Below are 25,979 nucleotides of genomic sequence, written 5' to 3'. Positions count from 1 at the left end.
CCAGATGATTTGCCGCAAAGTATTAATTTTTTCTAGAGCAGCTTCGGTAAATTTTTCTACAGTAGTCTGAAATACCAAAGCAACAATTGTCGCCACTGTTATCGGTTCCATAGATAAAATCGGGGTGATGAGGGTTAACTTATTTATCTGGTTTTTGGGGGTATAAGTTGCCAGCAATATAAACAACTCTTACCCCCATCATAGAACTTGTAATTTCATTTAGGCGGGTACTTCAATTTTACCCTGTCCGGCCAATCCAAAAGCGGCGTGAACCACTTGTAGGGCCCTGACTCCATCTTCCTGATTCACCACACAACTGATTTTTATATCAGAAGTAGCAATCATCAAAATATTAATTTTCTCCTTTGCTAAAGCTTCAAAAAAGCGTGCTGCTACCCCCGGTTGTCCTTCCATTCCTGAACCAACAATGCTCACTTTGGCCACATCATTATTAACCACCACTTCCTGTAAACCCAAACTTTCCGATAGTTCTAAGAGGATTTTTTGGGCTAAATTAGCATCAGCTTGGGGCAAAGTAAAAGCGATATCCCGTCGGGGAATACCATCGACAATGCGACAGCGTTGGGATTGAATAATCATATCAACACTGACATTTTTTGCCGCTAAAACCGAGAAAATTCTCGCCGCCATCCCCGGGCGATCGGGGACGTTACGAATAGCCATTTGGGCCTGATTATTATCTAGGGCCACTCCCCTGACTGGGACTAAATTGTTAGGGATTTCGCGATTAGCAACTTTAGCAGAATACTCCACTTGAAAAGCATCACAAAGGACTTTAATTGCTTTTTCTCCGTCCGCTTCATCGATGACACAACTGACTTTGACTTCAGAAGTGGAGATCATTTCGATATTAATTGCCGCTGCGGCCAAAGTGCTAAATATTTGGGCAGCAATTCCCGGCCGGCCGATCATACCAGCGCCGGTAATGGCGATTTTAGCGGCCCCGGATTCGATAATCACTTCCGCTTCCTCTGTATTAGTGGGATGGGAACGTAAAACCGGTGCGATCGCTTCGGCCACGGATTGGGCTTTTTTTAAGGCATTTCCCATCACAGTAAAGGCGATATCGTTGCTGTCACCCTCGTGAATCGATTGAATAATTAAATCCACGTCCACCTGTTGATGGGCGATTTCCCCGAATAAACGGGCAGCGATACCGGGACGATCGGGAACCCGTAAAAGGGAGATTTTCGCCTGATTGCCGTCAAATTCCACCGCATCCACTGCTTTTGTCAATTCCAATCCTTGCAGGGTGCGCGGTTTCGGTGCTGGGGATGTCACCCAAGTACCCGGATCCTCTGTCCAACTGGAGCGGACAACCAAGGGAACCCCGAAATTTTTAGCGATTTCCACCGCTCGCGGGTGGAGAACTTTCGCCCCTAAACTGGCTAATTCGAGCATCTCATCGCAGGTAATTTGGTCTAAAAGACGCGCTTCGGGGACTAAACGGGGGTCAGTGGTGAGAATACCGGGTACATCGGTGTAAATTTCGCAAAAATCGGCTTTTAAGGCGGCTGCTAGGGCCACGGCCGAGGTATCGGAACCACCGCGCCCTAGGGTGGTAATCTCTAGTTGATCACTATCGCTGACACCTTGAAAACCGGCGACCACAACTACTTTACCTTCCGATAGATGACGGGAAAGGCGATCGGTTTTAATTTCTAAGATGCGGGCCCGACTATGTTCGGATTCCGTGACAATTCCCACTTGAGCGCCGGTTAGGGAGATGGCCGGTTGTCCGATTTCCTCTAGGGCCATACTCATCAAGGCGATTGTTACCTGTTCCCCCGTGGATAATAACATATCCATCTCCCGGCGCGAGGGTTCGGCGGCGATTTGTTTGGCTAAATTGACCAATCCATCGGTGGTTTTACCCATGGCAGAAACGACCACCACCACGGTGTTTCCTGCTATTACCGTATTTTTGACCCGTTGAGCTACCGATTGAATGCGTTCCACGGAACCTACCGATGTACCACCGTATTTTTGGACAATTACAGCCATAGTTGTCAGCGCTAGAGACTTTCTATCTTTGTTCAATCTCCAACTTATCAAAATTCCTTAACGATAAGTGGTTTTGGTTAACATTCCTTATGTTTTATCTCAAATGCCGACTATCTAAATTAACCCTTAAGACTGCACCGGAGAAAGGAGCGCCAGAGCTAGGTTGAGGCAGTTCGAGCATTTGTACTAAAATACCCCTACTCAGTTTAAATACAGTACATTTATGCTATTAATAATATTTTGGCTCTCTTAGGTTTGGTGGGTATTATGAAAGATATTTTAATGTTAGATACAGTAACAATTATCAATTCTGATACTCCCTTAATCTTAGGACTGATTCATGGTAGGGTTAATTCATGAATTAACCCTACCCTTGGTAAGGGGTAAATCTGACAATTTTTAACACCTACCTACTTAATATCTTATAGATTTTACTCGGTTTTTGGGTTGCGTGTGTTTCCCCTCGGAGTTTAATTTAAATCTTTAAGGGCAGCAAATAAATAATTAGCTAAAGTTACTCCATCTACTCCTAATTCTGTCCTTTCTTTGGCCGCTAAAATGCCGGCTTGAGCGTGTAAATAAGCCGCTAATGCGGTTGCTTCTGGGGGATTATCCGGCATTTGGGTTAAGAATCCGCCGATTAATCCCGTTAAGACATCACCACTACCACCTCGCGCTAAAGCGGAGGTACTTTCGGGGATTATATACATTTTACCTTCCGGGGAGGCGATTATAGTTCTGGCTCCTTTTAATAAGACAATTGCACCACTTTGTTGAGATGCTTCTTGAGTGATATTAATCCTATCTTGAGAACCTGATAAGTTAGGAAATAAGCGTTTAAATTCTCCCCAATGAGGCGTTAAAATTGTCTTATTCTGGCGAGATGATAATTTTTCTATGCCCAATTGAGCCAAAATATTTAAAGCATCGGCATCGAGTATAATCGGTTTATCACTATCTAAAACCTGTTCGATAATAGCGGGATTTTCTGTGGTTAATCCAGGACCACAGGCGAGGACATGATAATTATTTAATTCTAGGGGAAGTTCGGCAATAGCTCCCGTGGCAGTTTCGGGACAATCGATAATTAATGCTTCTGGTAAATGACTAATTAATAAAGATTTAAGGGCAGCAGGAACAGCAATAGAAAGCATTCCCACACCACTACCTCGCGCTCCTAATCCGGCAAGAATTGCCCCCCCTGCATAACGACGAGAACCACAGATAATTAATAAATGTCCCTGCTGATATTTATGGGTAAGGAGAGGACGGGGTAAAGGTAAATAAGGGCGAATTAGAGCGGGATTAACCCTCAGAATTGGCGGTGAATCTTGTAAAATTGTTTCTAGGTCAAGGGGACTAATTCCTATGTCAATTAACTCCACTTTACCCAGATAGGGTAAGGCCAAATCTTGTAAAAAAGCGCGCTTCCAGAGTCCCAAACAAAAGGTATGAGTGGCTTTAATTGCCGTGCCTAAAACCTCTCCGGTGTCGGTGTGAATTCCCGAAGCAATATCGATACTAATTACTGGTTTTTGCCAACTATTAATTTTATCGACTAATTCGGCAATCTCTCCCGATAAAGTCCTTTCTAAACCAAAACCGAAAAGACCATCGATAATTAACTGACAATCCCCCAAAGATTCTAAAGTTTCCTGAAAAATTAAGCCTAAATGCTTGACATAATTAGCCTGTTGTGCTGTTAAATCCTTGAGTTTGGCGATCGGACAAAAAAGAGATACTTGATAACCGGCGAGATGTAATTCTCTAGCAATCACGAGAGCATCGCCGCCATTGTGACCAGGGCCAACAATAACGCCAATTTTGAGGAAATTAGCCAAAGAATAGGACTTTTTAAGCTGTTGTGCCGTTAACAGGGCTGCCTTTTCCATCAAAGCGGCCACAGGCATACCAGAGGCAAAAATCGCCCCTTCAATGCGACGCATCTGCTCACTATTAACCACGTTTGACCGATAATTGTAGCTCATTCGGGGGATAAATTGCCTGTTAACAGGTCTAGATAACTTTTTTTCGGATTACGTTCACCTGATTATCGATTACAAGCCTGACATCGCTTTATCCAAGTTAATTGCTAACCTTAAAACAGTTAGTAAGCTGTCAAGCATTTAAATTGCTTGTTGAGACGGGGCAAGAGGCAAGAGGCAATAGTAAAGGGATTGGGGGAAATTCAGCTAATCTAAGGATAGGCGGTTAAGATGCGTCTTAGCTTAGTCGCTTAATTAGGGTTTGCGGCAAAAAGTTTTTCGTGGGGGCCGGGTGTGGGGTGTTGGGTGTAGGGTTTTACCCATTTTCAGACGGTCAATTACCTAATTTTCAGGGAAAAAGTCCCAGAATTTTCGCCCCGATCACTCTCAGCTGGCACTTTTTGAGGACAAAAAAGTCTAAAAGTCTTATCCAACAAGGTTTTTAGATTTATTCAGCCAACCCTAATTACTAAATTATTCTATCATAAAAAGAAATCCTCTCTCAGGTAAGAGCGGTAGTATGGCTTACTCGACACAGCAGTTAATTGAAATCCTCGAGCGAGAAATGCACGCCACTTGCAAGGGGGAACGTCTGTTACTCTCCCCGGCGGAGCGCATTGATAATCCAGTGATTGCCAAGGCGATCAATCTAGAAAAGGTGGGCAAAGTCTTCGCCTATCAGGATTTTCGCCGCCAAGTTCACGATTATCAACAACAATATCAGGTTTCGGGCATTATCTGGCGTGTTTGTCAATGGGGCGATCGCACTCTCCGTTATCCCGAAATTCATAATCAATTAGTTGCCGTGGCGGGTGACAAGGAAATTCTCATGGCTGCCAAAGCCTCGGTTTTAGAGTTTTGGAACAGCATCACCCCTAATATGAATTTTTGGTGGGCGCTTAACTCCCGTCGTCCCATTTCTGCCGATTATCTAGCCGAATTAGTCGCCCAGTCCGAATGGGCGGAATTAGATGTGGCGCGCACAGAATTATATCTCGGTCTCTGTTGGGGTAATCCTTTAGAACACCAGTATCAATGGGCGCAACCCTTTTCCGGTTGTCATCGCATTATCGCCGCCGTCGATGAACCTAGTTCGATTAAGGTATAAAGGCGATTGATGTCTTGGGGTTGGCAAGTGGGGTATAGGGTGTGGGAAGTGGGGTGTTGGGGTGTTGGGTGTAGGGTGTGGGGTGTAGGGTGTGGGGTGTAGGGTGTGGGGTGTAGGGTGTGGGAAGAATAAATATAGTCATTTCAATTAAGATTGAGAATATCAATGCCAGAGTTCATAAGGGTTTAACTGGTCTAGAGTGTATCAGACTTATCTGAAATGACTATAAAAATAATCTCCTGACGACCGACGACCGACGACCGACGACCGACTCCTGATTCCTAACTCCTGACTCCTGATTCCTGATTCCTAACCCCACCAACAAACTTTTTCAGCAAACCCTATTGTAAAGTTTTGTTAATTTTTCTGGGATTAGGGCATTTTGTAAAAATAGATACAGAATTGTATGTTATATATATTTAGTAGGTGATTAAAAAAGTTCAAAATGCGATTTGCAGATCGGAGGAAATGATTATGTCTACAGAACAACAAGCTCGCGCCTTAATGATGCGTCACCACCACGCCGTCAAAAATCGTCGACAATCGATGTTAGGGAGAAGTGCTTCTGAAATCGGTATTGACAATGACAATGGCTACGGGGAAACCGTTCAACGTCGCTTCTCGGCCGACTTTTCTTCACAAACTTACGATCGCTCTGGTGTTACTCTCAGTTAGGGTCTTAGATTTCGCCAAAGTGTAAGCTTTCAATCTTAGAATTAAGTGAACAATCAGCCCACACAAACCGATCTCGGAATGTGTGGGTTTTCGGTTTTTAGAGATAGGGGTCATTCCTGGGCCGATTACGGGGTTTCATCGGGATTTATGCCTAATTGCCGTAATTGCGCCGCTAAACGTTCCGCCCGTTGATGTTCGCTTTCAGCGTTCTGACGTTCGATTTCGGCTAATTCCGCGGGTAGAAGGATTAAATTGCCGTCTAGGTCATAAAAACGTAGCCAAGGGGCTTCTTCTCGTTGGATGCTGCCCATCCAGACTCCTAACCATAATCCCAAACGTTGACACCATAACCAACCGCGCTGGTCGGGAATAATTTTTTGATAGCATTGATTTGGGTCTAAAGCCCAACCTTGCAGGGAAGTGGCATCAAAGGGATTATAAACGAAGTATTGGGAGCAGCGAAAAGTCCGCTCATAGAGGTCTTTTTTGATAGTTAAATCAATTTTTGCGGTGCTTTCTGACATTAATTCCACGATCACATCGGGATAACGTCCGTTTTCGTTCCAAACCACCCATCCTTGTCGTTTATAACTACCATCGATATCGAGGACAACGAAAAAATCGGGGCCACGAAAATCTTGATTAAAAACCCGCTCACGGCTAAAGTAAATAAACATATTACCGCCAACAAAAAAGTCCTCTCGATCCTGATAGGCTTGTTCGATAGAATCGATTAAGACATTCATAGCCTTGCGGTGACGGTGCGTTTCCAAAGGTTCTCCATCATCAAAAATCAAGTCTTCTGGGGGAATGGGTGGTTCTTCCCAATCGATAACTGGAGGAGTGAGGGGTTGAGTCATCGGGGTTACGTCCAGGATAGAGATGGTTTTATTTTATTTGCAAGACGAGGCGATATTTAGGTTGTCCAGTTCTCAATTTTGCCATGGCTTCATTCACCTGCGAGATAGGATAGGTTTCTGTAACGGGTTCAATGCCATGGCGAGAGGCAAATTCGATCATTTTATTGATGGTACTGGGACTACCCAAAGGACTGCCAGAAATCGATTTTTGACCCATAATCAAGGGAAAAGCATAGGTATTCATGGGTTCAAGAACAGCCCCAACAATATGCAGGCGACCTTTGGGACGTAAACAGGCGATATAAAGACCCCAATCGAGATTAACGTTAACGGTAGAGATGATGAAATCAAAGTAATTTTGTACCGATTGCAAAGCTTCGGAGTCTCTGGAATTGATAAAATGAGTCGCGCCTAATTCTTTGGCCTCCGCTTCTTTATCGGGACTACTGGAAAAAGCGGTTACTTCGCAGCCCCAAGCTTTGAGGAATTTTAAGGCTATATGGCCCAATCCACCAATACCAATGACACCAACTCGGGCCGTGGGTTTAATATCAAATTGCACAATGGGATTAAAGACGGTTATACCACCACAAAAAAGCGGGCCAGCTTTGGCAGCATCTAACTGGTTCCCCAGGGGAACTAACCAACTATGATGAGCGCGGACTCTGTCGGCAAAACCACCATGGCGACCGACGATAGTTCCTTCGGCAGTGGCACAAAGGTTTTGATCCCCTGACATACAAGTTTCACAGGTCGAACAGGAACGGGAAAACCAACCAAGACCGACTCTTTGCCCTATCTTTAATTCTTTGACTTTAGCACCGAGAGCGGCGATCGTGCCGACCACTTCATGACCGGGGACAAAGGGATAGGTGGTCAGTCCCCAATCGTTATCGAGCATACTTAGGTCACTGTGGCAGATGCCGCAATATTCCACCTCGATTTCCACATCTTCATCCCCTAATATACCCGGATCGTAGTCAAAAGGCTCTAGTTTTCCCCCTTTCTCTCGGGCAGCATAGGCTCTAATCATGATTAAGTCCTCTAGGATCGGTTTATTGGTTATCTTATCCCAAATTTATCGAAAATTCGGGTTAAGAAGATTGGGCGATAATTCCACTGCTAGGGACATCAACATCAAGGAAGTCCGCTCGTGATCATTAAAAAAATCTTAAAAACGGCAATTTTAAGAATAGCCAGAGGCGATCGCTAACTGGCAGCATCAGCAAAATTAATGGTTTTGGGTTACTCTTGTATATAGACTGGTCGCCGGCCGCTTGCGGACTTGACCGACAAGTTTTGTTAGGATCGGATAAAAATTGTCCTGTTTCATCCCTGGCAAGATTAGACGAGGTAAAAAGCCCGTTGCTAATTTTGGGATAATTTTTGTAAATGATTGTATCCTATTAACTACCATTATTATCAGAGCGTCATGGGAAAAGTCATCGGCATCGACTTAGGGACAACCAACAGTTGTGTTGCGGTACTCGAGGGAGGTCAGCCGATTATAGTTCCCAACTCGGAAGGGGGAAGGACAACTCCTAGTATCGTGGGATTCGGCAAGGGCCAGCGCCTAGTGGGACAACTGGCCAAACGTCAAGCGGTCACCAATGCCGAAAATACCGTCTATAGCATCAAACGCTTTATCGGTAGGCGTTGGCAAGACACCGAGGTAGAAAGGGGACGAGTTGCCTATCATTGCCAACGCGGTCGCGATGATACCGTCAATATCAAAATTCGCGATCGGGAATTTACCCCCCAAGAAATCTCGGCCATGATCCTGCAAAAATTAAAGGCCGATGCTGAGGCCTATCTGGGAGAACCGATTAACGAGGCCGTGATTACAGTTCCCGCCTATTTTACCGATGCCCAACGTCAGGCCACTAAAGACGCGGGGATAATCGCAGGACTAGAAGTATTAAGAATTATTAACGAACCCACCGCCGCCGCCCTGGCCTACGGTTTAGATAAACAAAACGAAGATCAACATATCCTCGTTTTTGACCTAGGGGGAGGAACCTTCGACGTTTCCATCCTGCAACTGGGAAAGGGAGTTTTTGAAGTGAAAGCCACCACCGGCAATAACCATCTTGGGGGGGACGATTTTGATAACCTCTTAGTGCGGTGGCTGGTGGAGAACTTTCAAAGCCAAGAAAACATCGATCTAGCCAGCGATCGCATGGCGATCCAAAGACTGCGAGAAGCCGCCGAAAAAGCCAAAATCGAGCTTTCTAGCCTGATGACCACCTCGATCAATCTCCCCTTTATCGCCGCCGACGAAACCGGTCCTAAACACCTAGAATTAGAACTAACTCGCGCTAAATTCGAGGAATTAACCAGAGAATTAGTGGAAAAAACCCTCGAACCCGTACAACAGTCCCTCAAAGATAGCGAACTGCAGCCTAGCGATATCAATCGTGTCATTCTCGTCGGCGGTTCCACCAGAATCCCCGCCGTACAGCAATTAATCTCCCGTTTCTTTTCTGCAGGCCAGATCGATCGCTCTGTTAACCCCGATGAGGCCGTTGCTTTGGGGGCGGCGATTCAAGCTGGAGTTTTAGCTGGAGAAGTGGCAGATGTCCTCCTCCTCGATGTCACCCCCCTTTCCCTCGGCATTGAAACCCTCGGCGAAGTCTTTACCAAAATTATCGATCGCAATACCACTATCCCCACCAGTAGATCTCAGGTTTTTTCCACCGCTGCCGATGGTCAAACTTCGGTGGAAATTCATGTTCTGCAAGGGGAAAGGGCCATGGCCCGGGATAATAAAACCCTCGGTAAATTTCTCCTGACGGGAATTCCTCCCGCCCCTAGGGGTATGCCACAAATCGAAGTGGCCTTTGAGATCGATGTTAACGGCATCTTGAAAGTGGCCGCCAGCGACCAAGGCACCGGCAAAGAACAAAGCATTTTAATTAGCCATACTGGAGGGCTGAAACCGAACGAAATTGAAAAAATGCGCCTAGAAGCCGAAAAATACGCCGAATTTGATCGCAGTCGTCTGCAAATGATCGATATTCGCCACCAATCCGATAGTCTTTTCTATAGCTACGAAGTCACCCTCAGGGAAAACAGTGAGTTAGTCGCCACCGATATCCGGCAACTGGCTGACCAGAAGCGGCAACAGTTGGAAATCGCCCTGCGCGACCCCTCCCTATCGCCAGAAAAGCTAAAAACCACCCTGGAAGAATTTCGTCAGATTGTCCTCGAAATCGGTACCCGCATCTACACGGGTAACCAAGAGGAAACCCAACCCCTCAACAGTACTGGTTTTCAATCGATCGATGTTACCCGAGAACTGACCCGACCCACCCGCACCCAAGCCACTTCCTCCAATACCTTCGCCCAGAGGCCAGCCCTCTCCCACACTAGAACCAGAACCTATAGTAATCTGGAAACTAAATCCGGCGAATCGGGCAGTGACGATCACCCCTACGATGGCGAAGAAATGAGTGCCAGTGACTACGAGGCCGTAGATTAAAAAAGGAAAAGCTATCGGTCGTCAGGAGATAGGAGACAGGAGACAGGAGACAGGAGACAGGAGACAGGAGATTATTTTTATTTATTCTCCCCACTACCCCACTTCCCTATCACCCCACTTCCTTATCACCCCACTTCCTTACCAAAAAAATAGTAGGGATAACCCAACTAAACTATTATGTATAGTTTGTTAAAGTAACAACTAGACTTAAACTTTATTTATAAATTGCCAGCAGAACCATAGTCCCCTATGCCCACTGATTACTACGAAATTCTAGGTGTCTCGCGAGATGCCGGCAAAGAAGACATCAAACGCGCCTATCGTCGTCTCGCCCGAAAATACCATCCCGATGTTAACAAAGAACCAGGAGCCGAGGAACACTTCAAAGAAATTAACCGCGCCTACGAAATTCTCTCGGAACCAGAAACCCGCAATCGTTATGACCGCTTTGGTGAAGCTGGGGTTTCTGGGGGAACTGCCGGTTTTGATCCCGACAATATGGGCGGTTTCGCCGATATCTTTGAGACAATCTTTAGTGGTTTCGGGGGCATGGGCGGCCAAGCAACCGCCCGCCGACGCACAGGCCCTACCCGGGGCGAGGATCTACGTCTCGATTTTAGACTAAAATTCCGCGAGGCTGTCTTTGGCGGCGAAAAGGAAATCCGCATCCGTCATCTGGAAACCTGTCAAAGCTGTAAAGGTAGTGGGGCCAGACCAGGAACCAGTTCCCGCACTTGTACTACCTGTAATGGTACTGGTCAGGTGCGTCGCGCCACCCGCACTCCCTTCGGTACTTTTGCTCAAGTTTCGGTCTGTCCCACCTGTGACGGTGCTGGCGAAGTGATCGAGGAAAAATGCGACGTTTGCGGCGGTTCCGGACGCAGACAGGAAACCAAAAAACTGAAAATTACCATCCCCGCGGGGGTTGACAACGGCATGAAATTGCGCGTTGCCCGGGAAGGAGACGCAGGACTTAAAGGCGGGCCGCCGGGGGATTTATTCGTTTATCTAACCGTGGAAAACGATGGGGAATTTCAACGGGAAGGTAATGATATTAAATCGGATATCACGATTAGTTATATCCAAGCGATTTTAGGATGTACCATCAAAGTTAATACTGTAGATGGCCAAGAAGACCTGACTATCCCTGCCGGTACTCAACCGAACACCGTACTGATTTTAGAAAATAAAGGGGTTCCCAAATTAGGCAATCCCGTCAGCCGCGGTGATCATCGCATTACCGTTAAAATCTCGATTCCTACCCGTGTCGCCGGAGAAGAACGGGAATTACTGGAAAAATTAGCAAAAGTTCGCGGGGAAACCGTGGGGAAAGGCGGAATCGAGGGATTTTTAGGTAATATCTTCCATAAATAACTATGACTTTAGACCTGCGCGGCACTCCCTGCCCAATTAATTTTGTCCGAACAAAATTGCAATTAGAGAAAATGACCGCCGGGGAACGGTTGGAAGTCTGGTTAGATGCCGGGGAACCGATCGAACAGGTTCCCACTAGCCTGACAGTGGAGGGTTATCAGATAGAATCGATCGAAGACCGAGATAGCTTTTTTGTTCTCAAAGTCTATCGCCCCGATTCCTAAATGGTAGATGCACAATTAACCGATTTATACGGCACAGTGGTGGCCGTACAGGCGAATTTCTATCAGGTACGCTTGGATTCTCCCGTTATCGGCGAGAATCTTCTCTGTACCCGTCGCGCTCGCTTGCAAAAAATCGGTCAATCGGTGATGGTTGGTGATCGGGTGCGCGTGGAGGAAGCCAATTTTGATGATCGGCAGGGTGCGATCGCAGAAGTCCTCCCCCGCAGTACCGAGATCGATCGGCCGGCCGTTGCCAATATCGAGCAGATTTTGCTAGTTTTTGCCCTTGCTGAACCCGTCCTCGATCCTTGGCTGATCAGTCGTTTTTTGGTGAAAGCCGAGTCCACAGGCTTAGAAATTGCGGTCTGTGTCAATAAAATCGATCTGGGGGAACCGGAACAAATAGAGATCTGGGGCGATCGCCTAGCTAGTTGGGGATACCGGCCTTTTTTTGTCAGTGTGGAGAAAAATAGGGGATTTGAGGCTTTATTGGCACAATTAAACCATAAAATCACTCTCTTGGCCGGTCCCTCGGGGGTGGGAAAATCGAGTTTAATTAATTGCTTAATTCCTGAGATTAATCAACGGGTGGGGGATGTGTCGGGAAAACTGCAAAAAGGTCGTCACACTACCCGTCATGTGGAGTTATTTGCTTTACCAAATCGGGGTTTATTGGCCGATAGTCCGGGTTTTAACCAACCGGATATTAACTGTTCACCGGAACAATTAACTTTTTATTTTCCGGAAGTGAGACAGCGTTTAGCTTTGGGAAATTGTCAATTTAATGATTGTACTCATCGTCGGGAACCTAACTGTGTGGTGAGGGGAGATTGGGAACGTTACCAACATTATTTAGAGTTTTTAGAAGAAGCGATCGCACGAGAACAGACATTACAGAAAACCAGCACAAAAGAGTCAAGTTTAAAGTTAAAAATTAAAGAAGCAGGTCAAGAAACCTACGAACCCAAATTAGCCAATAAAAAATATCGTCGTCCCTCCCGTCGCGGCAAAAATCAAGATCAGGAACGCTACGAAAATAAAACTCTCCAAGATATTTATAATGATGATTCTGAATAGAATGGGTTAGGATGCTTGTAAATATTCAGGGTCACTTTATAAATACTGTCTAAAGATGAAAATTTAACAGCAATGATTGTATATATGGGTTTTTATCTGAACTATTTTTCATTTTTTTCTCCCCCTTTTGGAATTAATTTAACTTATCTACGAACTAAATTTTTAAGAGTTATAGAGTTAGCTATTTTCCATGTTCCCTCGTCATTTTCAAGATTATAGCGAACCAATGAAGTGCTAAAAGCACTATTTTTTCGATCAATTTTACCCTGATTGTTATAGAGGGTTCTTTCTTCAGTAACCACCACATCCACTGTAGCTTGATCCCCAGAGGCTGTAAAATTATTAACTGAATCTATTCTCTGAACTCCATAGATATAATAAGCACCATTATTAGCTAACCATTCGGAAGAACTTTCTTGACCATCAGAGCGCTTTATTTTGTCATTATAAGCTTTACCTGTAAGTAATTCTTCTCCTAAGTAGGTTTGATAGGAGGGACCATAAATATCTCTTTTTGCCTTTAACCAGCGCTCGATTAAATCCACCGCTTCTGAACGAGAAATAGAGTTAACTGTCTGTTGAGGAACAGGTGAATAGACGGGTTCAGGACTGGGGGAATAGACAGCTTCAGGACTGGGTGAGGTATCGATGACACCTTGGGTGATTTTAACTTGATTAAAGTATTTAATTAGTTGCCTTTGTAAATCTTGAGCGCGATTTAACTCACTAAAAGTTGCTACCTGAATATTACCATCATTAACAAAAGCATCGCGACAAAAGTTATTTTTAACTCTCTCTAAACTCACAAATGTTGAATCCTGTAATAAAAATTAACATTTAGCAATAATGTCGGGGGCGTGTTTGCGGCAATAACCTTGAATAAAAAAACAAAATTAGCAATCTGCGCCCCACGCACCAGTTAAGTAAGTAATCTCAATTAATTGTGAGATAGTGGGACAGGGTTCTGGTTCTTTGTATTTTATCTTTAATTGTAACCGGCTACTTAGTTGATGATAGGTGGTGCGTTACGACGGATTGTTACCTTCAAGTCAAAGCAGCAATTTTGGCCGTCTAACGCACCCTACGTTTTACTACTGAGGTTGATTTTTTTAAGCATTATTGACCTTCTCACCTCTAAGAGCCGAAAATAAACAGAGACGACCCAAACCCAAGATTGCTGGTGAGAAGGTTTCCTGACTGGGGGCCTCTAGATTGCAACCGGCAAATTCTTGCTGTATTTCTGTTAGAAAATAAGGCCAAATGGTTAAGAAAAAATTACCGCTAAAAATTATTCTATCGATATCTTCAAGACTTTTTTGCTGTTTTTCTAACAAATCATTAATTTTTTGTCTTAAATTATCTAGATATGGTATAATGACCTTCTTATTTAAATCAGTGCGACTGACCGTCCAAGTATGACCGGCTAGAGAGGAGGTAAATTCGCTTTCTTCTTGAAGGATTAATTTGGTTAATCTAGCGGCTGCCAGTAAAGATTTTTTTAAGGGATTAGTATCGGTGAGATCTGAGGGGGAAAGAGGCAAAAAAGAACGCCAGAGAGGATAAATTAAGTGAGAGAGTATGGCCTGTTCATAGGTGTTTTCCCCGTAGTTAAAATGGCTCATAGCGATCGCTTGACGGGATAAAGAGCGAGTTTGCGGTGGGACTTCCACTATTGCTAAAGTGGTGGTCTCTCGTTTACCTTCGATCACCAGTAGGGTTTGGGGTTGGGGTTGATCGCTAGTGGGAATATGGGCCAGCGCAGTAGCGAGCGCTGTTTCTAGACTAGATAGGCGATCGGGGGGTATTAGTTGCGCTGTGAGAAGGGCTTTTTTCAGGTCATCCGTGGGGATTTCCCCGTCATCGGTGATAATAATAGCTTCTAATCGATCTAGGGCTTCCCAGAGCCAAGAATCGGTGCTAAAATCCCGATTAGATAGCCAGCTAATTAGATATTCTTCCACCTGAGAGCAGGGTAAGAGATCGCTTGTTCCCGTTGCCAGACTCCAAGAAAGAGGATAAAAATCGATCAGTCCCTGGCTTTCCCGAAAAAAGACAACTTTCACCCCCTCTGGTTGCACCTCCATTCCCAGGGACCAACGGGCAACTTCAGGGGTTGGAGCGGGCAACAATAAGGGAGAAAGCAGCACTCTGGCCGATTCTAATTGTTGACGAGTGGCGATAATTGTCTCGGAAGTAAGTTCTTGCAGGTTAACTAGAGAGGAAATCACCGTGGCAAGAATCCGATCGATCTCGGTCAGTAGGGAGGAAAAATCCTGTTTATCGGTCACTGGATAATTAAAAATACCCACAACTTTCCATTGTAGAATCACCTGCCTAAAACCAACAAAATTTAAATATTAAACCATGGAAGAAAAACGCTATCCTGCGGAAAAATCAGCAGAGATTCAAAAATTATTAGATACAGCCACTTTATTTGTCGGTTTGCCCCCTAAAACCCTCGATCAAGTTACTTCTCATGTTGTCACCCGCACTCATCCTGCTAATCGGGCGATTTTATTAGAAAATGATTGGGGTGGTTCAGTTTACTTTATTCTGGATGGTTGGGTGAAAATTCGTACTTACGATAGGTCGGGTAAAGAAGTCACCTTAAATATCGTCGGTAAAGGGGAAATAGTCGGAGAAATGGCCGCTTTAGACGAATCTACCCGCTCCAGCGATGCTATCACCTTAACCACGGCCACAATTAGCAGTATTCCCGCCCAAGATTTTGTTAATCTGCTCAAATCGGAACCTTTAGCGGGAATTCGTCTTTCTCAGTTAATGGCCAAGCGTTTGCGTCAACTTAACCGGCGTTTACGTTTACGGGAGGCCGATAGTCTCTCCAGAGTCGCCGATACTTTACTCTTTTTAGCCGAAGGTCAAGGAGAAAACAGCTGCCAGGGTACGGTAATTCCCAATTTACCTCACCGGGAATTGAGTGGTATTAGTGGCCTGGCCCGGGAAACCGTGACCCGCTCCTTGACCAAATTGGAGAAAAAAGGCCTGATTCAACGACAGCAGCAATCTCTCTGTATTCCCGATCTGGCCGCTTTAGAAAAAATGATCGCCTAAATTCAGTTATCAGTTATCAGTTATCAGTTATCGGTTATCATACTAAATCCGGTTATTAAAGACTGATTATTTATCCCCCCTGTTGCCTGTTGCCTGTTGCATGAGTGCCTATCTTCACTAGGAAATTTATTTTGCACGATTACTTATGACTGAAAGATTAACCGGTTTTGGATTGGTGCTGGTGACAACAACCAGCGAAACGGAAGCGGAAAACTTAGCGATCGCCTTACTTAACGAGCGCTTGGCAGCTTGTGTCAGTATTTACCCGATTCGTTCCATTTATCGTTGGCAGGGACAGATTGAAAACGAGAGCGAATGGCAATTAGCGATTAAAAGCGATTTAAAGCAGTTTGAGCAGTTATCGGCGAAGATACAGGAACTTCATACCTATGCAGTCCCAGAAATCATCGCTTTACCGATTGTGGCAGGTTCTCAGACCTATTTAGACTGGTTAGCCTCCCATACAGGTGGGGTGTCAGAATAGACCAATCGGCAACTTTAGCGAAAAAAATCTATACAATTCTTAATAAACTATCTCAGGAAGCACAAAAAGTTTTAATCTAGATGCTGATTAAATGTTTAAACATCTGGTTTTAAGACCGATCGCCTCCACGATTGGAGAACTCAGCACATCGTCAAGGGAGATAGTTAAAATCCAATGAGTCTTAAGGCAAGCGGTGGCAGCTCCTTAGCGCGTCCCCAACTCTATCAAACCGTCCCGGTATCTGCCATTACCCAAGCAGAACAACAAGACCGCTTTCTCGATAAACCCGAACTCAATGAACTGATCGCCTACTTCCAATCGGGGAGCAAGCGCTTAGATATTGCCCAAACCCTCACCCGGAACTCCGATCTGATCGTCTCACGGGCAGCTAACCGGATTTTTACCGGTGGTTCACCCATGGCTTATCTAGAAAAACCCCCCGTGGAAGAAATGGCCCTGGTGGGTGCCGGTACAGCTATCAACGTCAGGGAAGGGATGAAATTAGGAACCGTTACCTACGCTGAAAGCGGGTCCGGTGGCGGTAGTGGCCTTCTCGGTGGCTTAAAAGGGATTTTCGCCTCTAGCGGCCCGATTCCCCCCGGATTCCGACCGATCAACGTCTCTCGTTACGGTCCGAGCAATATGCAGAAGTCCCTCCGGGATTTATCCTGGTTCCTGCGTTACGTTACATACGCGATCGTGGCCGGCGATACCAGTATCCTGATCGTTAATACCCGCGGTTTAAGGGAAGTTCTCGAAAATGCCTGTTCTATTGATGCCACCATCGTGGCCCTGCAAGAAATGCGGGCCGCTTCGATCGAGTATTTCCAGAGAGACAAGGATGCGGCCACTTTAATCAGTGACTATTTCAATATCCTACTGGGGGAATTAAAAGCCCCCACCCCCTCTAATAAACTGCGTCAGCGTCCCAGTAGTGACCAACAGGGTTTAAGTCTTCCCCAAAGCTACTACAACGCCGCCGAAAAACGGCAAAAGTTTGTCATGAAAACCGGTTTATCGGAGTCGGAAAAATCTTCGATTATCAAGGCCGCCTACAGACAAATTTTTGAACGGGACATCACCCGCGCCTACAGTCAGTCCATTTCTGACCTAGAATCGAAGGTGAAAAACGGCGACATCTCGATGAAAGAATTCGTCCGTCGTCTCGGTAAATCGCCTCTCTACCGTAAACAGTTCTTTGAACCTTTTATCAATAGTCGCGCCCTAGAATTGGCTTTCCGTCATTTCCTCGGTCGCGGTCCTTCCTCCCGGGAAGAAGTGCAGAAATACTTCTCGATCGTCTCTAGCGGCGGTTTAGCGGCGTTAATCGATGCTTTAGTCGATTCTCAGGAGTATTCCGACTATTTCGGCGAAGAAACCGTTCCCTATCTCCGGGGTTTGGGTGCAGAAGCGCAGGAATGTCGTAACTGGGGGATGCAGATCGACCTGTTTAACTACAGCGCACCTTTCCGCAAAGTTCCCCAATTTATCACCACCTTTGCTAAATACGATCGCCCCTTACCGGATCAGCACGTTTACGGTTCCGGAAATGATCCCCTAGAAATCCAATTTGGGGCAATTTTCCCGAAAGAAACCCGCGAACCTAGTTCTAGTCCCGCTCCCTTCGGTAAAGATACCAAACGTATCCTCATCCACCGCGGACCTGCCACTAATAACCAAAATAGCAACCCCGGCGCCCGAGGTGAATTCCCCGGTACTTTGGGACCGAAAGTTTTCCGTCTCAATAACGAGTTACCCGGTTCTAGCAATGGGGTAAGCGTTAAATTTGGCGAAAGTTCCACCCAAAGAGTGATTTTAGCGGCTTATCGTCAGGTTTTCGGTCGAATGCCCTACGAAGGTCAGCGTTTATCCGTGGCCGAGATTAAGTTAGAAAATGGCGATATTACTCTGCGCGAGTTTATCAAAACCCTAGCTAAATCCGAGGCTTTCCGGAAAATCTACTGGACTCCTCTCTATGTGGTGAAAGCGATCGAATATATTCACCGTCGTCTGCTCGGTCGTCCCACCTACGGTCGTCAGGAAATGAATCAATACTTCGATCTTTGCTCGAAAAAAGGCTTCTATGCTTTAATCGATGCTCTGATCGACAGTCCTGAATATACGGAAGCTTTTGGTGAAGATACGGTTCCCTACGAGCGCTATCTAACTCCCCAAGGGATGCAGTTACGGATGGTGCGTTTGGGCAATCTCCGCGAAGATATCGGCCAAAGAGTTGATAAAGAGGAAACCCCGCGCTTTATTGAATTGGGTACACCTTCGGTCTCGATTCGCACTGAACCCGATATTCAATCTCGTGTCGGTCAAGGTGTCACGGTTCAACGGGAACAAACTAAGATCTTTAAACTGTTAACTAATCTGGATAAAGTTGCCGTACAAAATACTGTTCGCGCCGCCTATCGTCAGATTTTTGAACGGGATCTCGAACCCTATATCATCAATGCCGAATTTACCGCTTTAGAGAGTAAATTAAGCAATGCTGAGATCACGGTGAAAGAGTTTATTGAGGGTTTAGGTGGTTCGGATCTTTACCTGAAAGAATTCTATGCTCCCTATCCGAATACGAAAGTAATTGAATTGGGAACCAAGCACTTCTTAGGTCGCGCTCCCTTGAATCAAAAAGAAATCCAGAAATATAACCAAATTCTGGCAACTAAGGGATTAAAAGCCTTTATTGGTGCCATGGTTAATAGCATGGAATACCTACAATTATTTGGTGAAGATACGGTTCCCTATCGTCGTTTCCCGACTCTACCAGCCGCTAATTTCCCCAATACGGAACGGTTATACAATAAGCTGACTAAACAGGACAGTGAACTGGTGGTTCCCAGTTTTAAACCGGTAGTTAAAGTCGGTGGCTAATTAGTCCTTGAAGTTAGTTAATTTAGCTCGTGTTAAACACGAGCTTTTTTTTTCAGGACAAATTACTGCCCAAAATTTATTATCGTCAATCAAGGGGGTAACAATGAGCCAAATTAAAGTTAAAAACTTCGGTCCAATTAAGGCGGGTTTAGTAGAAAATGATGGTTTTATCAACGTTCGGAAAGTAACGATTTTTATCGGTAATCAAGGAACTGGAAAAAGTAGCATTGCTAAATTAATATCAATATTAAGCTGGTTGGAAAAAGCTCTATATCGTGGGGATTTAGAGGAAAAATATGTGACTAAATATAATCGTTTTGTTAAATCTTTTTGTGAATACCAAAATTTAACCAATTACTTTTTAGCCGAAACCCAAATTGAATACAATGGAGATGTTTATCGAATTAGTTTTGAAAATGCTAAATTATCGATCGAACGTACTGATAATTCAAAGTATCGAGTACCAAAAATTATGTATGTACCAGCAGAGCGAAACTTTTTGAGTGCAGTAAGATGGCCAGAAAAACTCAAAGGACTGCCAAAATCATTATATACTTTCTGGGAAGAATTGGATCGCTCACAACAGGAATTATCTGGCAGTTTGACTTTGCCAGTAGGTGAGGTTAAATTGGAATTTGATAAACTCAATAGACTGGCCAAGATTGTGGGTAGTGATTATCAACTAAATCTATCAGAAGCTTCCAGTGGTTTTCAGTCTTTTGTTCCTTTATTTCTCGTTTCTCGAAATATTGCTTTATCGATTAATCGAACTCAAGAAACTTCCCGCAATGAACTCAGTGGAGAGGAGCAAAAAAGATTAAAAATGGAAATCGAGAAAATTATCTCTAATGATAATCTTTCCGATGACCTAAAAAGGGCTGCACTAGAAGTGTTATCTTCTAAATACCGCAATGAGTGTTTTGTAAATATTGTGGAAGAAATCGAGCAGAATCTATTTCCCCAATCTCAGAAAAAGATTTTATATAAATTATTTGAATTTGCCAATTTAACCCAGGGAAATAAACTAATTTTAACTACTCATAGTCCTTATATTATCAACGATCTAACCCTAGCTATCAAAGCGGATAAAGTTATCAAAAAAATCCTATCATCAGCGATTTCTAACGCCGATTATCTCCAAAAAAAGCTCAACCAAATTGTCCCAAAAGCCTCTTGTATAGCGGCAGAAGATGCTATTGTATATGAATTAACAGAGCAAGGAGAAATCCGAGAACTTGCTACATATAAGGGTTTACCTTCTGATGAAAATTATCTCAATCTTTCCCTAGGAGAGACAAATCAGCTTTTTGATGATTTACTAGAAATCGAAGAACAGTTATGAAGATCAATTTCTTTGATAAAAAATGTCAGAGTCAAACCCATCGGCATGAATTTGGAATTTGTGATCCGCCATTTCCCCCAGAAACTCCCGCTTATTTAGATACAGAAAATCCCAGGGATTGGATTGCTATTGTGGAAAACTATCAAGAAATTGAAGCGACATTTACCGCTATTGATAAATGTATTGAAATTAGAAAAGTCGATGGTAGTGGTGGTATGGATAAACGCTGTGATGGAATGCTGACCTATGCTAATTGTTTGATTTTTGTAGCATTAAAAGAACGAAAGGGGAAAAATTCGGGGTGGGTAGGAGACGGAGAAGAGCAACTAAGAAACACAATTCGGGTATTTATTGAAAATCATGGTATAGAGGATTATTCATCTAGAAAAGCCTACATTGCCAATAACAAAAAGCCTACCTTTCAGAGTTCACAACAGGAGAGGATGGAAAAATTTCGCCAAGAAACTGGGTTTAGATTAATCATTCAAAATATCATCAAAATTGAGTGATTTAATTCTCTTTGATTCGGTGGCTCTGAAGATATTGATTTTTTAGAGTTTAGAGATATCCTAGTTTGATGTTGAATCTCACCCTGAATCCGTTGCCAAGCTGTGATCAACTTTAAACTTTTCACTCAAGGAGTGCGGAATAGAACCAGCTTCTCGAACACCAGCTTGAATTTCTGGTAACTTGATCATTGAGTCTCTGTCCTCAAACTTTTTCTAGGTACTGGTCAATCCTAATTTATACTAAATCCAGTTATTAAAAACTGATTATTTATTCTCCCCTTTGCATGAGTGCCTCTTGCATGAGTGCCTGTCCTGATATGTAACCTATGCTCAATGGATTTAGGATTAGTATCCTATAATACCAATGCTTAGGAAACTATAAAGAAAATCCCAAGATTAAGCGAATCCCCTGCCGAAAAACGCTAGAGTAGAATAAAATGCCTAATTTTTTCGACAAAATTGTTATGACAGTTACCAATAGACAAGAGCTAGAAGAACTGATTCAACAGGTAAAAAAAGCTCAACAACAATTTGCCAACTATAGCCAAGAACAAGTAGATCTTATCTTCAAAAAAGCGGCATTAGCAGCTAACAACGCTCGCATTCCCCTGGCTAAAATGGCCGTACAAGAGACAGGGATGGGGGTAATAGAGGATAAAGTGATTAAAAACCATTTTGCCTCAGAAATCATCTACAACAAGTATAAACACAGCAAAACCTGCGGCATTATCGAAGAAGATAAATCCTTTGGATTGCAAAAAATCGCCGCACCCGTGGGCATTTTAGCGGGGATCGTACCCACCACAAATCCCACCTCTACAGCCATTTTTAAAGCCCTAATTGCCCTGAAAACCCGCAACGGCATCATTTTTTCCCCCCATCCGCGAGCGAAAGACTGCACCATTGCGGCGGCTAAAATTGTCTTGGAAGCGGCCGTCAAAGCGGGTGCGCCGGCCGGTATTATTGGTTGGATCGATCAGCCATCGGTGGAACTTTCCCAAGCATTAATGCAACATCCTAGCATTAATTTAATCCTCGCTACCGGCGGTCCTGGTATGGTAAAAGCGGCCTATTCTTCGGGAAGACCTTCCTTAGGAGTCGGTGCCGGCAATACCCCCGCTTTAATTGACGAAACCGCTCACATAAAAATGGCCGTTTCCTCGATTATTCTCAGTAAAACCTTCGATAACGGCATGATTTGCGCCTCGGAACAATCGGTAATCGTTGTCGATAGCATCTATGAAGAAGTTCGACAGGAATTTATTGATCGCGGAGCCTATCTTCTTTCCCCCGAAGAAAGGGAAAAAGTCGCCGAGATTCTCCTCAAAGATGGTCATATCAACCCCGATATCGTCGGGCAACCAGTGGAAAAATTAGCCGCCATGGCCGGAATTTCCGTTCCCGAAGATACACGATTACTAATCGGAGAAGTAGAAAATATTGGTTTAGAGGAACCATTTTCCTACGAAAAACTCTCGCCAATTTTAGCTATGTACCGAGCGAAAGACTTTGAAGATGGGGTGAAAAAAGCCGAAAAACTGGTCTTATTTGCGGGTCGAGGTCATACGGCCGTGCTTTATACCGCACCCTCAAATCGGGAACATATTAAACGCTTTGAAGACAACGTAGAAACGGCCCGGGTATTAATTAATACCCCTTCCTCCCAAGGTGCGATCGGTGATATCTATAACTTCCGTCTCGATCCTAGTTTAACCCTCGGTTGTGGCACTTGGGGCGGTAATTCCATCAGTGAAAACGTCGAACCTACCCACCTATTAAATATTAAAACCGTGGCCGAGCGCCGGGAAAATATGCTTTGGTTCCGAGTACCACCAAAAGTATATTTTAAATACGGGGCATTACCCGTCGCTATTCGGGAATTAGCCGGCAAAAAACGGGCCTTTATTGTCACCGATAAACCTCTTTTTGACCTAGGAGTTACCGCAGCTTTAGAGGAAGTTTTAGAAGAAATCGGCATCACGGTTAATATCTTTTATGATGTGGAACCCGATCCTTCCCTAGAAACCGTCGAACGGGGGTTAAATGTAATTAATACCTTCAATCCCGATGTGATTATCGCTATCGGTGGCGGTTCCCCCATGGATGCCGCTAAAATCATCTGGCTACTCTACGAGCATCCAGAGATAGAATTCGAGAGCTTGGCCATGCGTTTTATGGATATCCGCAAACGAGTCTATGAATTGCCCCCTTTAGGCGAAAAAGCTCTGATGGTTTGTATTCCCACCACTTCGGGAACAGGATCAGAAGTGACTCCCTTCGCCGTCGTGACCGATCGCCGTAATAATATTAAGTATCCTTTGGCAGATTATGCCCTAACTCCCAGCATGGCCATTGTCGATCCGGAATTAGTGCTGAATATGCCGAAAAAATTGACAGCCTACGGCGGAATTGACGCTTTAACTCACGCTCTTGAGGCCTACGTCTCGGTTTTAGCCTCAGAATATACTAATGCTCTTGCTCAAGATGCCATCCGACTGCTGTTTAAATATCTGCCCAGTTCCTATCATAACGGAGCTAAAGACCCGAAAGCGCGGGAAAAAGTCCATTACGCGGCGACAATGGCAGGAATGGCCTTCGCTAATGGCTTTTTAGGCATCTGTCACTCCATGGCCCACCAATTGGGGGCAATTTTCCACATTCCCCACGGTCTGGCCAATGCCTTGATGATTTCCCACGTTATCCTCTATAATGCCACCGATGCCCCCTTTAAACAGGCCACCTTCTCTCAGTACAAATATCCTAACGTGAAGTGGCGCTATGCCAGGATCGCCCATTCCTTGGGATTGGGGGGAGAAAGCGAGACCGAAAGTGTGGAAAGATTGGTATTAGCGATCGAATGTTTAAAACGGGAAATCGGTATTCCGGCCAGTATTAAAGAGGTAATTCCCGAAAGTGAAGCCGAATTTATGGCCAAATTAGACCATTTAGCCGAACAAGCTTTCGATGATCAGTGTACCGGAGCCAATCCCCGTTATCCCCTGATTGAGGACTTAAAAACCCTGTTAATCCAAGCTTATCACGGCAATTTGCCCCTAGAGGTGGCGGTAAATGGTCACGGTGATGTCAGTCTTGCCGATTTGAAGTTAGAGCCGCAACCCTTGAGCTTGTAGGGATAGATTTTGCCTTTGATCCCCCCTACCCCCTAGTAGGGTTGATTCATGAATCAACCCTACACCCTACACCCCACACCCCACACCCCACACCCTGCCCCCACGAAAAACTTTTTCAGCAAACCCTACTCAGCCACTGCTTAAAAATTATCCTTTTTCCCCCGCAGCCGTGCAAACACTTGTATTGGTTCGCTGCTATCCATGGTCATGGCCAAAGCGGGACTATCCCAACGCAAAAAAGGATTAGTCAGCTTTTCCGTCCCCAAAATTGCCGGAATCGTGGGAAGATCTTCAGCGCGATTTTTCTCCACTTCCCGATAACGCTGTTGCAGAGCAGCATTATTAGGGTCAACTGTCAAGGCAAACTTTAAATTATTTAACGTATATTCGTGAGCGCACCAAACCCTGGTCTGGTCAGGCAGCGATCGCAATTTAGTTAAAGAAGCCACCATTTGCCCCGGTGTTCCCTCAAATAAACGACCACAACCCCCAGAAAACAGGGTATCACCACAGAATAACTCGCCGTAATCTCCGGGGTTAACCGGGGGAAAATAATAGGCAATATGAGCGCGAGTGTGGCCGGGGACAAAGAAAACCTCAGCCCAGCGACCGGCAAATTCCACCCGGTCTCCCTCCTCTAAAAACAGCTGCTGGCCCGGAATGCGACCGCGATCCTCCTTTCCCCCATAAACACAAAGATGGGGATAACGATTAATTAAAGCCTGATTAGCCCCCACATGGTCGCCGTGGTGATGGGTATTGAAAATAGCGACTAAATCCACCTGTAAAGCCTCTAATCGCCTGAAAACCGGTTCAGGTTCCGCCGGATCCACCACGGCCGCGATTTTTTGCGCTCGATCGTAGAGGAGGAAAATATAATTATCGGAAAGGGCGTTAAGACGTTCGATCTCCATGGTAGAATTTTGGGCTAAGGTTTAACTCGATCATACCTATAGCAGCATCTTTGAGAAATCAGGCTAGAAACCTCAACCACTGGGACAAAATCTTAAATATGGCCGATGTAGAATAATAACTATAATAAAAGTGTCATAAAAAAGCAGTGAATTTATAGTAGTTATGACGATCAAATTTCGGTTTCATCCAGAGAAAGCAGTGGAAGCCGCTGCTATACTCTTAAAGCTGCACGGCAAACCGATGAAGTATTTAGGGTTGCTGAAAATGCTCTATATAGCTGACCGTCTTGCTTTAAAAACCATGGATCAACCAATTACTGGGGATAGATATGTATCAATGGATTATGGACCGGTTCTCAGTGGTGTTTATGATTTGATTAAAGGACAGCCCGTAGACTCTGCTTTACCCCTGTGGTCGAAATATATTTCTCCCCGGGATTCTAATTATGTTGACCTGCTGCAATATCCCGGCAATGAAGAACTCTGTGAAGAAGAAGAAATGATTCTTAAACAGGTTTACAAGACTTTTGGCCATCTCAATCCCTTTCTTGTAGCCGAATGGACTCACGATCTACCAGAATGGAAGGATCCCCATGGTTCGGCTATTCCAATTTTAGTGGAGGATGTTTTGCGATCTATGGGTAAAACGGAGGAGGAAATCGAAGATATTAGCCAAGAAGCCCAGCGAGAAGCCTATTTAGGGTCTGCTGAATAAATCTAAAAACCTTGTTGGATAAGACTTTTGGACTTTTTTCCCCTCAAAAAGTGCCAGCCATTGCGGGGATCGGGGGAAAATTCAGGTACTTTTTCCCTGAAAATTAGGTAGTTGACCACCTCA

At 44.6% G+C, this 25,979-nt stretch carries 23 protein-coding genes; 15 read left to right on the top strand and 8 right to left on the bottom strand.

What is annotated here, in order from left to right; all coding sequences use genetic code 11:
* Positions 1–219 precede the first annotated feature (219 nt).
* Together O9300_RS15480 and O9300_RS15475 are read right to left on the bottom strand one after the other, a co-directional pair.
* Positions 220–2,025 (bottom strand): aspartate kinase, encoded by a 1,806-nt coding sequence (locus O9300_RS15480; RefSeq protein WP_159293540.1) that lies wholly within the window; start codon positions 2,023–2,025, stop codon positions 220–222.
* 470 nt (positions 2,026–2,495) lie between these two features.
* The gene (locus O9300_RS15475; protein WP_287972590.1) at positions 2,496–4,013 is read right to left on the bottom strand and encodes an NAD(P)H-hydrate dehydratase; all 1,518 of its coding nucleotides are present in this window, start codon (positions 4,011–4,013) and stop codon (positions 2,496–2,498) included.
* Between O9300_RS15475 and O9300_RS15470 the strand changes: the two genes are divergently transcribed.
* Both O9300_RS15470 and O9300_RS15465 read left to right on the top strand, forming a co-directional pair.
* Positions 4,012–4,155: a transposase gene (locus O9300_RS15470; protein ID WP_353851563.1), complete on the top strand. Its 144-nt coding sequence runs from the start codon at positions 4,012–4,014 to the stop codon at positions 4,153–4,155. The genes O9300_RS15475 and O9300_RS15470 overlap by 2 nt on opposite strands.
* A 375-nt stretch (positions 4,156–4,530) precedes the next feature.
* Positions 4,531–5,118: a hypothetical protein gene (locus tag O9300_RS15465; protein WP_002758762.1), complete on the top strand. Its 588-nt coding sequence runs from the start codon at positions 4,531–4,533 to the stop codon at positions 5,116–5,118.
* Here the strand turns inward: O9300_RS15465 and O9300_RS15460 are convergent.
* Positions 5,108–5,260: a hypothetical protein gene (locus O9300_RS15460; RefSeq protein WP_287972589.1), complete on the bottom strand. Its 153-nt coding sequence runs from the start codon at positions 5,258–5,260 to the stop codon at positions 5,108–5,110. The two genes, O9300_RS15465 and O9300_RS15460, sit on opposite strands and share 11 nt — an antisense overlap.
* Before the next feature lie 332 nt (positions 5,261–5,592).
* Between O9300_RS15460 and gifA the strand changes: the two genes are divergently transcribed.
* Entirely contained in the window at positions 5,593–5,793 is a 201-nt protein-coding gene (gene gifA, locus O9300_RS15455) for a glutamine synthetase inactivation factor IF7A (protein WP_287972588.1), read from the top strand.
* A gap of 125 nt (positions 5,794–5,918) precedes the next feature.
* Here the strand turns inward: gifA and O9300_RS15450 are convergent, their stop codons facing one another.
* Both O9300_RS15450 and ahr read right to left on the bottom strand, forming a co-directional pair.
* Positions 5,919–6,653: a Uma2 family endonuclease gene (locus O9300_RS15450; RefSeq protein ID WP_287972587.1), complete on the bottom strand. Its 735-nt coding sequence runs from the start codon at positions 6,651–6,653 to the stop codon at positions 5,919–5,921.
* Positions 6,654–6,681: 28 nt separating this feature from the next.
* Positions 6,682–7,686, bottom strand: a complete 1,005-nt coding sequence (gene ahr / locus O9300_RS15445; protein WP_287972585.1) for an NADPH-dependent aldehyde reductase Ahr — start codon at positions 7,684–7,686, stop codon at positions 6,682–6,684.
* Here ahr and O9300_RS15440 point away from each other — a divergent pair.
* The 5 genes from O9300_RS15440 to rsgA all read left to right on the top strand — a co-directional run bounded on the left by O9300_RS15440 (position 7,685) and on the right by rsgA (position 12,809).
* The gene (locus O9300_RS15440) at positions 7,685–7,810 is read left to right on the top strand and encodes a hypothetical protein (protein ID WP_287972584.1); all 126 of its coding nucleotides are present in this window, start codon (positions 7,685–7,687) and stop codon (positions 7,808–7,810) included. The two genes, ahr and O9300_RS15440, sit on opposite strands and share 2 nt — an antisense overlap.
* Before the next feature lie 275 nt (positions 7,811–8,085).
* Positions 8,086–10,134: a molecular chaperone DnaK gene (gene dnaK, locus O9300_RS15435; RefSeq protein WP_287972582.1), complete on the top strand. Its 2,049-nt coding sequence runs from the start codon at positions 8,086–8,088 to the stop codon at positions 10,132–10,134.
* Between the two features lie 249 nt (positions 10,135–10,383).
* Positions 10,384–11,508, top strand: coding sequence for a molecular chaperone DnaJ (gene dnaJ, locus O9300_RS15430; protein WP_287972581.1), 1,125 nt, complete (start codon positions 10,384–10,386; stop codon positions 11,506–11,508).
* A 2-nt stretch (positions 11,509–11,510) separates the two neighbouring features.
* Positions 11,511–11,732, top strand: a complete 222-nt coding sequence (locus O9300_RS15425) for a sulfurtransferase TusA family protein (protein WP_002738399.1) — start codon at positions 11,511–11,513, stop codon at positions 11,730–11,732.
* Positions 11,733–12,809: a small ribosomal subunit biogenesis GTPase RsgA gene (gene rsgA, locus O9300_RS15420; protein ID WP_287972579.1), complete on the top strand. Its 1,077-nt coding sequence runs from the start codon at positions 11,733–11,735 to the stop codon at positions 12,807–12,809.
* 143 nt (positions 12,810–12,952) lie between these two features.
* On the opposite strand, the gene O9300_RS15415 is transcribed toward rsgA, so the two are convergent.
* Complete coding sequence (locus O9300_RS15415; protein ID WP_287972577.1) at positions 12,953–13,615, bottom strand: ARC6/PARC6 family protein; 663 nt, start codon at positions 13,613–13,615, stop codon at positions 12,953–12,955.
* A 303-nt stretch (positions 13,616–13,918) separates the two neighbouring features.
* Entirely contained in the window at positions 13,919–15,118 is a 1,200-nt protein-coding gene (locus tag O9300_RS15410) for an acetate and sugar kinases/Hsc70/actin family protein (protein ID WP_287972592.1), read from the bottom strand.
* A gap of 55 nt (positions 15,119–15,173) precedes the next feature.
* Here O9300_RS15410 and O9300_RS15405 point away from each other — a divergent pair, with 55 nt between their 5' ends.
* The 6 genes from O9300_RS15405 (at position 15,174) to adhE (ending at position 24,227) form a co-directional block, all read left to right on the top strand.
* Positions 15,174–15,881 (top strand): Crp/Fnr family transcriptional regulator, encoded by a 708-nt coding sequence (locus O9300_RS15405; protein WP_287972575.1) that lies wholly within the window; start codon positions 15,174–15,176, stop codon positions 15,879–15,881.
* 145 nt (positions 15,882–16,026) lie between these two features.
* Positions 16,027–16,365 (top strand): divalent-cation tolerance protein CutA, encoded by a 339-nt coding sequence (cutA, locus tag O9300_RS15400; RefSeq protein ID WP_061431015.1) that lies wholly within the window; start codon positions 16,027–16,029, stop codon positions 16,363–16,365.
* A gap of 174 nt (positions 16,366–16,539) precedes the next feature.
* Positions 16,540–19,245: a phycobilisome rod-core linker polypeptide gene (locus tag O9300_RS15395; RefSeq protein ID WP_287972572.1), complete on the top strand. Its 2,706-nt coding sequence runs from the start codon at positions 16,540–16,542 to the stop codon at positions 19,243–19,245.
* Positions 19,246–19,348: 103 nt separating this feature from the next.
* The gene (locus O9300_RS15390) at positions 19,349–20,587 is read left to right on the top strand and encodes an AAA family ATPase (protein ID WP_287972571.1); all 1,239 of its coding nucleotides are present in this window, start codon (positions 19,349–19,351) and stop codon (positions 20,585–20,587) included.
* The gene (locus tag O9300_RS15385; RefSeq protein WP_287972569.1) at positions 20,584–21,096 is read left to right on the top strand and encodes a hypothetical protein; all 513 of its coding nucleotides are present in this window, start codon (positions 20,584–20,586) and stop codon (positions 21,094–21,096) included. The genes O9300_RS15390 and O9300_RS15385 overlap by 4 nt, the downstream gene beginning before the upstream one ends.
* Positions 21,097–21,560: 464 nt before the next feature.
* Positions 21,561–24,227 (top strand): bifunctional acetaldehyde-CoA/alcohol dehydrogenase, encoded by a 2,667-nt coding sequence (adhE, locus tag O9300_RS15380; RefSeq protein WP_287972567.1) that lies wholly within the window; start codon positions 21,561–21,563, stop codon positions 24,225–24,227.
* Positions 24,228–24,367: 140 nt separating this feature from the next.
* Here the strand turns inward: adhE and gloB are convergent, their stop codons facing one another.
* Positions 24,368–25,141: a hydroxyacylglutathione hydrolase gene (gene gloB / locus O9300_RS15375; protein ID WP_287972565.1), complete on the bottom strand. Its 774-nt coding sequence runs from the start codon at positions 25,139–25,141 to the stop codon at positions 24,368–24,370.
* A 163-nt stretch (positions 25,142–25,304) separates the two neighbouring features.
* Between gloB and O9300_RS15370 the strand changes: the two genes are divergently transcribed.
* Positions 25,305–25,856, top strand: coding sequence for a Panacea domain-containing protein (locus O9300_RS15370; protein WP_287972563.1), 552 nt, complete (start codon positions 25,305–25,307; stop codon positions 25,854–25,856).
* Positions 25,857–25,979: the final 123 nt, after the last annotated feature.

This window comes from Microcystis sp. LE19-195.1E, from assembly GCF_027532095.1.
GTDB classification, from domain to species: domain Bacteria; phylum Cyanobacteriota; class Cyanobacteriia; order Cyanobacteriales; family Microcystaceae; genus Microcystis; species Microcystis aeruginosa.
This window is presented reverse-complemented; position numbering and strand designations above follow the sequence as displayed.

Coding starts and splice junctions, on each gene's coding strand:
- O9300_RS15480 (WP_159293540.1), bottom strand. CDS start 2,025: ATGGCTGTAATTGTCCAAAAATACGGTGGTACATCGGTAGGTTCCGTG.
- O9300_RS15475 (WP_287972590.1), bottom strand. CDS start 4,013: ATGAGCTACAATTATCGGTCAAACGTGGTTAATAGTGAGCAGATGCGT.
- O9300_RS15465 (WP_002758762.1), top strand. CDS start 4,531: ATGGCTTACTCGACACAGCAGTTAATTGAAATCCTCGAGCGAGAAATG.
- O9300_RS15460 (WP_287972589.1), bottom strand. CDS start 5,260: ATGACTATATTTATTCTTCCCACACCCTACACCCCACACCCTACACCC.
- gifA (WP_287972588.1), top strand. CDS start 5,593: ATGTCTACAGAACAACAAGCTCGCGCCTTAATGATGCGTCACCACCAC.
- O9300_RS15450 (WP_287972587.1), bottom strand. CDS start 6,653: ATGACTCAACCCCTCACTCCTCCAGTTATCGATTGGGAAGAACCACCC.
- O9300_RS15440 (WP_287972584.1), top strand. CDS start 7,685: ATGATTAAGTCCTCTAGGATCGGTTTATTGGTTATCTTATCCCAAATT.
- ahr (WP_287972585.1), bottom strand. CDS start 7,686: ATGATTAGAGCCTATGCTGCCCGAGAGAAAGGGGGAAAACTAGAGCCT.
- dnaK (WP_287972582.1), top strand. CDS start 8,086: ATGGGAAAAGTCATCGGCATCGACTTAGGGACAACCAACAGTTGTGTT.
- dnaJ (WP_287972581.1), top strand. CDS start 10,384: ATGCCCACTGATTACTACGAAATTCTAGGTGTCTCGCGAGATGCCGGC.
- O9300_RS15425 (WP_002738399.1), top strand. CDS start 11,511: ATGACTTTAGACCTGCGCGGCACTCCCTGCCCAATTAATTTTGTCCGA.
- rsgA (WP_287972579.1), top strand. CDS start 11,733: ATGGTAGATGCACAATTAACCGATTTATACGGCACAGTGGTGGCCGTA.
- O9300_RS15405 (WP_287972575.1), top strand. CDS start 15,174: ATGGAAGAAAAACGCTATCCTGCGGAAAAATCAGCAGAGATTCAAAAA.
- cutA (WP_061431015.1), top strand. CDS start 16,027: ATGACTGAAAGATTAACCGGTTTTGGATTGGTGCTGGTGACAACAACC.
- O9300_RS15395 (WP_287972572.1), top strand. CDS start 16,540: ATGAGTCTTAAGGCAAGCGGTGGCAGCTCCTTAGCGCGTCCCCAACTC.
- O9300_RS15390 (WP_287972571.1), top strand. CDS start 19,349: ATGAGCCAAATTAAAGTTAAAAACTTCGGTCCAATTAAGGCGGGTTTA.
- O9300_RS15385 (WP_287972569.1), top strand. CDS start 20,584: ATGAAGATCAATTTCTTTGATAAAAAATGTCAGAGTCAAACCCATCGG.
- adhE (WP_287972567.1), top strand. CDS start 21,561: ATGACAGTTACCAATAGACAAGAGCTAGAAGAACTGATTCAACAGGTA.
- gloB (WP_287972565.1), bottom strand. CDS start 25,141: ATGGAGATCGAACGTCTTAACGCCCTTTCCGATAATTATATTTTCCTC.
- O9300_RS15370 (WP_287972563.1), top strand. CDS start 25,305: ATGACGATCAAATTTCGGTTTCATCCAGAGAAAGCAGTGGAAGCCGCT.